2 protein-coding genes are annotated in these 10000 nt (G+C 65.8%); one reads left to right on the top strand and one right to left on the bottom strand.

The window, feature by feature from the left end; all coding sequences use genetic code 11:
* A partial coding sequence (locus ASG40_RS22390; RefSeq protein WP_055885322.1) for a S8 family serine peptidase occupies nucleotides 1-2682 on the bottom strand: 2682 nt, incomplete at its 3' end.
* A gap of 735 nt (nucleotides 2683-3417) precedes the next feature.
* Between ASG40_RS22390 and ASG40_RS11165 the strand changes: the two genes are divergently transcribed.
* Nucleotides 3418-10000 (top strand): hypothetical protein (locus ASG40_RS11165; RefSeq protein ID WP_055885319.1); only part of this gene is annotated, 6583 nt, incomplete at its 3' end.

Below are 10000 nucleotides of genomic sequence, written 5' to 3'. Positions count from 1 at the left end.
CGCCCCGGTCGCCGCCTCGTCCACGTCGTTGACCACGATCGTGAAGTCCTTCGTGAACGTCGCGCCACCCCCGTCCGTCGCCGTGATCCCAACGGTCACACTGGCCTGATCCTCGAAGTCGAGGCTCATGCCGGCCACCAGCCTGAGGACGAGCCCCGCCTCGGTGACGGCGACCTCGAACCGGGGGTCGTCCACGGTGAAGACGAGGTCATCGCCCTCGGGATCGGACGCGCCGACGCGGCCGACGATGCGGCCGTCAGCAGCCTCGTCGACGGAGAGGTGATCCATGGCGATCGCGGTGGGACCCGCGTTGCGATGAAGCACGGTGACGACGACGGTCTCGGTGACCGCATGGCCGGAGCGATCGGTGGCGGTCACCAGGAGGTCGTAGGAACCGGCCGCCCCCCCGACAAAGGTCAGGACGGCCTGCGACGTCGACGTCGCGGCGATCGAGAAGGTACCGTCGAGTGACCGACCGCCGAGGCCCGAGAGGGAGAAGCTGAGGACATCCCCGAGGAGCAGGTTCGGATCGTGCCCCGTGATCGTGGCCAGGGGTGTGCCGGTCGACCCGTCGTCCACGACGAGGGCGCCACCGTCGCGCGCCGTGATTGCCCCGATGGAGGGGGCTGCGCTGACGAGGATGTCGGGAGCGAGCGTCAGATCGGCCAGAAAACCATCGACGGACACCCATTCGACGGCCGTGACACGATCGAGCGCTCCGTTTCGATCGGTGATCGCGTAGAGCGTGCCCTCGCGTGTGACGGCATAGTCGAAGAACGAACCGTCGAGCACGACGGTGTCGATCCCCAGGCCGCCGTCGAGACGATCGCTGCCGTCGCCGCCCTGGAGGCGATCGTCGCCGGCGCCGCCGTCGAGGGTGTCGTCGCCGGCCCCGCCGAGGAGGGTGTCGTCGCCGTCGTCGCCGACGAGGCGGTTGGCGGCGTCTGAGCCTGTCAGTCGATCGCTCTCGACGGACCCGATGACGTTCTCGTACTCGCCCGCCAGGACGATCACGACGCCGTCGCTCGAACTCGCCGTCTCCCTCGACAGATCGACGATCGCCGAGGTCTTGGAGGCCGCGAAGTTGAGCGTATCGACGCCGCCGTCGGTATCGACGAGGGTGGCCCTGCCGGGATCGAGGGCCGCAAGGTCAGCGAAGCTGCCGGTGATGAAGGCGGTATCGTCGGGCGTGTCCCAATCGCCGTAGACTTGGAGGCTGGCCTCGAACGCGATGAAGGTGCTCGGGGCCTGACTATGGGTCAGTTCGACGCGCCAGGTTCCGAACGGATCCTCGCCCCAGGTTGCGACCGAACCGAACGTGAAGTTCAGGCTGGTGCGCGAGCCGACCACCGCCATGGATTCGGCGATCGCCGTGCGTGTCCCGTCCGGCGAGACCAAGGCGATGCTCAGGTCCTTGAGACCGCGGTCGTAGAGATTCACGTGCAGGGAGACGTGATCGATCGAGAACCCGGTCCCGTCCGGAGAGATCAGCTCCGCTTCCAGCACGGTTCTGGTCTTGTCGAGGCTGGCGGGAATCGCGAAACCCAGATCGAGACGCTGCTCGTTGGCGGCCGTCGACTGACTGTGCCAGTGACGCGCCAGATTCACCGCTGTGGCGGCGTCGAGGGTGCCGAAGCCCCCCTCGCGGTCGAACATCAGGCCGCCGCCGTTGAAGGCGGTCGCGCCGTTCGCGGCGGTGGGACCGCCGAGGCGGGACCGGGAACTGAGTGCCAGGATCTCCTGCACGTCCCGATATCCCAGAAGCGGGTTCTCGGACAGGATCAGCGCGACCGCACTCGACACGAGAGGAGCGGCGAACGACGTCCCGGAGACGTAGGAATACTCCGTCGCTCCGTCTGAGCCGCCGTTCGTCGTGAGAACGCTCATGCCCGGCGCCGTCAGCAGCACGTTGGCCCCCGGGCTCGAGAAGAACGCCGGGGTCCCCTTGTCGTCGTGGGCACCGACCGCGATCGTGAAGCGCGAGGCCGTCAGGCTGTGGAATCCCGCATCGTCGGAGACGCTCACGCCGTTCTTCATCACTTTGCCGTTACCGGCGGCAAAGACGAAAACCGTGCCGAGGCCCTCGCGACCGTCGCCGACGGCGCCGGCCAGGGCCGCGGCCGTGGTGGCGAAGTTCGCATTCTCGAAATTGTCGGCGAACGCGGTCGTGAATCCCCAGCTGTTGTTGCTGACGTCGTAGTTGGCCTGATGGGCGATGATGTCGGCCAGTTCCGACATGACGAAGTTCTCGCCGTAGCGCAGGAACGTCGCCGTCAGGATGCTCCCCTGTGCGGCGCCGACCGTCGCGATGGCGTTCGCCATGTCGCCCGAGATGAGGCCGGCGACGTTGGTGCCATGGCGCTGCGTCGTGAGGTCGGGCCGAGCGTCCATCGCATCGGCGGCATCACGCGGATCGTAGTCGATCGTGGCATCGTAGGCCCAGGCCAGGTCGGCGTGTCGATAGTTCACGCCCTCATCGACGACGCTGATGACGGTGCCTTCGCCCTTGGCATAGGCCCAGGCCTCGGCGAAGCCGGCTCCACCGGGAACGGTCGTCGACAGGTGCCACATCTTGGGCGCCGTCAGCTGTCCTGCGTAAGCCGCATTGTAGCCGAGCGACCGGACCTGATCGGTGTCGTCGACGATGCCGTCTTCAAGGCCGTCTGATGAGAGCGATGTCATGCCAGCGTTCCCGGATGGGAATCGCGAGATATCGGACCGATCAGTACATTCGGTTTATGTGGGCATGATTATTCGATAAAACGCCGATTAAGTTAATATTAATCACTAATTTTGCCGAGGATCAGCACAACGATGGACGTAGTTAATGGATCATCCCGCCAATCATGACATCGCGTTCTGTCTGGCACGGTCGGGGCGCCTGATCGCTGCCTTGGCCTGATCGGCGCCAATAAATCGACCTCAACGAGAATGTAAAAAACATACTCATCTCAAGGTTGCATAACATGAGATAGGTTCAAGTATTGTTGTCGCTCATGGCAATAGGATTACATTTGAAACGTCGTTCATCACTGACAAACGTAAAACTGCCGAACGCAATGCGGATCGATTTGAGCCGTGCTCTCTCTACAGTCATGCAAAAGTCGTTTGATCAATATAGCAACCCTCGCTCGCCGCCCTATCGAAGAAGATACGATATCGCCACTTTTCGGAAGCCGTCTTCGCATTGCGAAACGTCGTCGCGTCCGATGAATGCTGTGAGAATCAGTACATCGCCTCATTGACAACCCCTGCCTGCGCATGGCTTTTGGCGAACACTTAACGCCCGGTTAACGGGGCGTGACAGGGAAGTGATCGCCAAGTCCTGACACCCGTCAAAAGCGCTCATTGCCCGTTTTATGCGGACGCTGCCGCTCGGCCTGCGTCACTCTGTCTGTAACCGAGTAGGGGTATGTGATGGTGACGTTGTTTGATCAGCAGGGCGGCTCGACCGTTTACTCCACGATCCAGGCGGCCGTCGCAGCGGCGTCTGCAAACGACACCATCATCGTCGGTCCTGGCACGTATTACGAAAACGTCATCATCGATAAGCCGCTGACCCTACTGTCCGAAAGCGGTCGCGGTACGACTTCCATCGTCGGCTCCCCTGACAATTCAGGCCAGGGCGCCATCGAGATCGTGGCGGGCGTGAACAACGTCACCATCGGTGGGGTCGGACGAGGATTCACCGTCGTCGGCTTCGACGGCCCGCCCAATATCGAGCGCGCCGCCATCTACCTGACCGGAAACCATTCGGGACTGCGCATCATCGGAAACGACGTCGTGGCAAACGGCGACGGCGGCCTGACCAGTGAATTCGGTAGAACGCTGACCGACATTCTGATCGACGGCAACATCTTCTCCGGCCAGACATTCACGGGTTCGCAGCCGGGTGGGAGTGGTTTCGGCGCGCAATTTTCCGACGCCAACGTGCCGCGCCAGCTCGTAGTGCTAGGTTCGAACGAGGGACCCTCGTCGAACATCGTCTTCACCAACAACCTCGTGTCCGGGACCGCCGGCGGCACGAACGCGGGCGGTAACCCGCAGGGCAACAATCTGGTCACGATCGACGCCGCGAACACGACGATTTCGAACAACACCTTCACGGGCTTCACGAACCGCTTCGCCACCCAGCTGCGCAGCCGGGAAGAGAACACGACGATCCAGAACAACACGTTCTCGAACAACGCCGGCGGCAACCTCGGATCGTCCATCGAGACCGACGGTCAGCCTGGCACCGTGTCGGGCAACCGGCTGACCTATGGTTCCGGCAACGATCTGATCTTCGCGTCGGCCGGCAATGACGTGATCGACGGCGGCGCGGGCACTGACACCTACGACCTCACCGCGGCTGGAACCGCGGGCAGCTTCGCCGACCTCGCCTCGGGCAATTCGTTCTCCACGGCCACTGGCGTCGATGCCCTCGTGAACATCGAGAACCTGCGTGGGAGCGCCGGTGCCGATGGCCTCTACGGGTCGGGGGCGGACAATGTGTTCTTCGCGACCGCCGGCGCCGACGTCATCGATGGCCGCGCCGGTGTGGACACGCTCGATGCGTCGTCCGCGACCACCGCGGTGACGATCAACCTCGCCACCGGAAGCGTCAGCGGTGCATTCTCGGCCGGGCTGACCGGGATCGAGAACGCCACCGGCGGCGCGGCCGGCGACACCTTCGTCGGATCCGCTTCGGTCGCCAACCTCCTGGTCGGCAACGGCGGCAACGACAATTTTAGCGGCATCGGTGCGGGCGACATCCTGCGTGGCGGGACTGGCTTCGACACGGCGACGTTCACCGGCCCCTACACGCAGACTGCGATCGCTGCCGGTACGGTGCCCGGAACCTTCACGGTTTCAGTCGACGGTGGAGTCGTGACGCTCGACGGCATCGAGCGCGTGACCTTTGACGGTACGACCGTCTGGCTCGTCACCGACGCGGCTGGCCTGACCTCGGCCCTGACCGGTGCCGGACCGAACGACGTCATCAAGCTGGCGCCCGGCACCTACGCAGGCGCGTTCTCGGTCACGACGGCCGGGCTCACGATCGAGAGCGTCACCGGCAACGCCGCGGACGTGATCCTCCAGGGCACCTTCCGCTCCGCCAACGGTCTTGCCGCCGACGCCAGCGTGTCGAGCTTCCTCGAGACGGCGAGCGGATACACCGGCGGTACCGCGGCCATCGGTCTGAGCATCGCCGCGAACGACGTCACGATCGCCGACATCACGTTGTCCAGCTACCAGACCGGCATCAACGTCGGCAGCAACCGCGGACTCACCCTCGACGGCATCGTCCTCGACGGCTTCGTGACAGGCATCAACAAGGCGACGCAGGCGGCCGTCACCGACTTCACCTGGACCGGTGGAACCGTCAGGGACGGCTATCACGGCGCGACCTTCAACGCCTCCGCCGGCGAGGAGGGAGATTTCTCAAACGTCACCATCGACGGCGTGAGCTTCCGGAACCTCACCGAGAAGGGCCTGTACTTCGAGCAGCTTTCGAACGCGGACCTCGTCGACCTCGTCATGACCGATGTCGGCCAGTTCGGCCGCGGCCCCGCCTTCGGTGGCAGCGGTGCCAACCTCGGAGGCTTCGGCGCCGGCATCGACATCAACCTGAAGTACGAGGCCTATTCGAACATCACCATCTCCGACTTCGCCTTCACGGATGTCGGCCTGTCGAACGGCGGCGGCGCACCGCATCCGTTCGGAGGTGCCATCACGCTCAAGGCCCGCGACGACGCGCCGAGCTACAACGGCAATCCGGCGAGCCTCGACGGCGTCGTCATCGAGAACGGCACTATTTCAGGCACCTCGACGGGTATCCGCATCGGGGAGCCCGGCAAGACCAATACCGGCCCCACCGGCGTCGATGTGACCAACGTCGCCATCACCTCGGCCGCGAGCGGCTCCTACGACAACCGCACCCTGTCGGTCCTCGACGTGACGCTGAGCGGCGACGCCGACACCGTTTCCACCTCGCCCGGGGCCACCGGCCCGATCACCTACGCCGGCCTCGGCGGTGACGACACCTATCGGATCATCGGCGGAGAGACCATCGTCGAAGGGCTCGACGGCGGCATCGATACGGTGGTGACCGGGGGCGGCTACACGCTCGGCGCCAACGTCGAGAACCTGACGCTCCTCGACGTCGCCACCGGTGTGGACGACTTCCGGGATTTCGACGCCGGCCCCATCGCCAACGGCGAGAACGGCTGGACCGTCCTCTCGGGTGGCAGCGACCAGGGTGTCGTCGACCTCGGCGGTAACAAAGTCTTCAGGATGTCGAGCGATCCGACCTCGGGCGGGTTCTCTGGGCCCTATTCGGCGAGCCTCGGTGTCGCCGCCGGTGAGCGGGGCACCACGGCCGAAGGCAACGTCCACGTCCTGTCCTTCCGGGTGAAGGCCGTCTCAGAGACCGCCGACAACTCCCGTCTGGAGGTGGATTTCGGTACCGAGGCCGGCACCGACCGCAACAACTTCATGGTGATCGAGTCGATCGCCGGTCAGGGCCTGCGTGTCGCGGTCGCCGATGCCCTGCCGGGTGGGAACTTCGACACGGGCGCGGGCGTCAACGACTTTGCCGCCTTCACCGGCAACCGGACCCTCGTCTCGGGTCTGTCGGCCGCGGCTTGGCACGACATCGAGCTGCGCCTCACCTACGTCGACGGCGCGGATAACGACGTCATCCAGATCTACGTCGACGGCGCCCTCGCCGGGACGAGCACGACCTTCGAGAACTATCGCGATGCGATCGGCGGCACTCACGGCGCCAATGCCGAGGCCAACCAGACCAACCGCATCTTCTTCCGGCCGAGTGCCGGCGGCGCACCGCAGGACGGCGCCTTCGGGCAGAACCAGGGCTTCTATTTCGACGACATCGAGAACCGCATCGTTTCGGAGGGAACCGGCAACGACCTCGCCAACGTCATCACCGGCGGAGCCGGCGACAACGTCCTCACGGGCCTCGCGGGCGACGACACCCTGATTGGCGGCGACGGAGACGACGTCCTGGTCGGCGGCGCGGGCAACGACAGCCTTGAGGGCGGCGACGGTGACGATCGCATCGAGGCGACCCTCGGCGACGGCAACGACGCCATCGACGGCGGCGCGGGCACGGATACGCTGGCGGTGTCCGGCACCGGCGGCGACGATACGGTCTCGGTGACCGTCACCGGCGGCGTTCTCGGCGGTACCGGCGATACCATCGTCAACGTCGAGAGGATCTCCCTCGACCTAGGCGCTCAGGGCACCTCCGGCGACACCCTCGACTACAGCGGAAGCACCGAAGCGGTCACCGTCGACCTGTCGGCGGGCACCGCCTCGGGCTTCACGTCGGTGGCGGGCGTCGAGAACGTCATCGGCGGTGCCGGGGCCGACACGATCACCGGCGATGCCGGCGCCAACGCCATCACCGGCGGAGCGGGCGACGACGTCATCGACGGCGGGAACGGCACGGATACGGCCATCTACGGGGTCGCCTTGACCGGCGCCTCCTTCACGAAGGCGCCCGGCTCGGCGATGGCCTGGCAGGTGGCGGCAGGCACGGAGGGAACCGATACCCTGACGGGTATCGAGACAATCGTCGATGCGAACGGGAAGAAATTCCTTCTCGTCGGCGCAGGTGGCTTCGCCACGCTTCAGGGCGCCATCGACGCATCGTCGAACGGCGACACGATTGTGGTCATGGCCGGCACGCTGGCCGATATGGGCAGCGTCGACGTCGACAAGTCCGTGACCATTCGTGGGGCCTATGCCGGCCTCGACGGTGCAAGCGAGGACCGTGACGCGGCCGGCGAGTCGATCCTCAACGGCGGTCTCAACGTTTCGGCCGATGGCGTGGTCATCGACGGGCTCACCGTGGTCGGCGGAGCCTCCAACGCCGGGAATCAATCCGGCATCTACGTGAGCGCCGACAATGTCACGATCACGCATTCGGTCGTCGATGCCGGTTCGAACCCCGGCTATCCCGGCTTCCTGACGCCCTTCGGCGGCAACGTGTCGGGCCTGATCATCGACGGCAACCTCGTCACGGGGTGGGACCAGGGCGGCTACTTCAACCCCTCGACCCAGTTCATCGTCAGGAACAACACGTTCACCGACTTCGGCAACGCCTTCGTCGGCGACGACTGGGCGGCGGGCACCCTCATCGACAACAACGATTTCGCCGATACCGCGGCGTCCACCGTCGGCTACGGCGTCCTGGACGGGGTCGAGGACGTCCAGCAGTATTTCGGGACGAACAACACGTTCAGCGATACGGGCCTGGGCAGCGATCGCAAGATCGGCGTCTATCTCTATGGCGACGGACTCGGCGACGGAAACGGCCAGGCCGTGACCGGCACCGACCAGGGCGACTTCATCACGGCCGAATACGCCTACATCGCCAATTCGAACCCCGACGACACGATCGACGGTGCTGCGGGCGACGACCGGCTCGCGGGAGCTGCCGGTAACGACGTCCTGATCGGAGGCGCCGGTAACGACATCCTCGAGGGCGGCGCCGGTATCGACACCGCCCGTTATACCGGCGCGATCGACCCCAGGACGGCGGTGTCCTACGATGCCGCGCAGGCCAGCTGGACGGTTGCGACGGGAGCCGGCGAAACCGACACCCTCTCCGGCGTCGAGGTGATCGACGGTGCGGAGACGGGCAGAACGCTGCTGGTCGGCGGCAACGGGTACGCCTCGATCCAGGCCGCGGTCGATGCCGCCGCCAACGGCGACACCATCCTCGTCGCGTCCGGCGCGTGGCTCGGCGACGTCGCCATCGCCGACAAGGCGCTCACCATCCTGGGAGTGAACAACGAGGGCATCAAGGGGGCGGCCACGCGCGGCGCGGAATCGTCGATCGTCGGTCGCGTCTCGGTCTCCGGTAGCCAGAACGTCACGCTGGACGGCATCGAGTTCCGCGCCACCTCGGCGACCGGCACCACCGGTGCGTCGAATCCGGCACTGAACTTTGCCGGATCGGGCAGCTACGTCGTCACGAACTCGGTGTTCTTCAACGAGACCGTTGGAGGAAATACCGAATCCCGTGCGATCGGGCTCTACACCGCCCTCTCCGGCGCCGTGACGATCGCAAACAACCTGATCACCGGAGCGAACGCGGCCAACTTCTCGACGGCATCCTGGCAGCGCGGCATCTGGTCCGACGGCACGAGCGCCGATCTCACCATCACCGGCAACACGTTCCAGTACGTGCGCTCGGCCGTGAACCTCGACGGGTACGACGACGCGACCCACGAGGTCGCCGGCAACGTCTTCAAGGAGGCCGGCACCGGTATCTCCGTCGGTGTTCCCAAGACGGACACCTACGCCGGTATCCACGACAACGACTTCCAGAATGTCGGCACCGACTTCAATTTCCAGAACGTGGCCACGCGCCCGATCGTCCTGGACCTGACGGCGACGCAGAACACCTCCTCCACCGCGCAGCCGATCGTCGTCCTGGGCGGACAGCTCGGGGACTCCCTGACGGGCTCGTCCGGTGCCGACGCCCTCCAGGGCAACGCTGGCAACGACACGCTGACGGGTGGCCTGGGTGATGACAGCCTCGCAGGCGGCCTCGGCGACGACACCGCGATCGTCAACGTCAGCACGGATGGGGCCGACAGCGTCGATCTCGGCGCCGGCGCCGACCGGGTGACGGTCAACGCCGCGACGGCCGGACAGGTGCGCCTGACCTTCACCTCCTCGGAGGTGGGCAACGGCAGCGGCCTCGATGCCGGCAACGGCCTGGCGGTGCGTGCGCCTGACCTTCACCTCCTCGGAGGTGGGCAACGGCAGCGGCCTCGATGCCGGCAACGGCCTGGCGGTGCGGTTGCAGGCCGAGGACGGCTCGGACGTCCCGACCGGCCCGGTCGGCCGCTACGACGACGAAGGCACTACCTTCGTGGCCGGARCGGGCGTGACCTTCGATGTCCGCGACATCAGCGGGACCCAGCGCGGCGACGCCTTCACCACCGCGACCCTCGGGACAAACCTCGGCGAGACGGTGACGGGC

The sequence above is a fragment of the Methylobacterium sp. Leaf399 genome (assembly GCF_001424525.1).
Taxonomy (GTDB): Bacteria; Pseudomonadota; Alphaproteobacteria; order Rhizobiales; family Beijerinckiaceae; genus Methylobacterium.
This window is presented reverse-complemented; position numbering and strand designations above follow the sequence as displayed.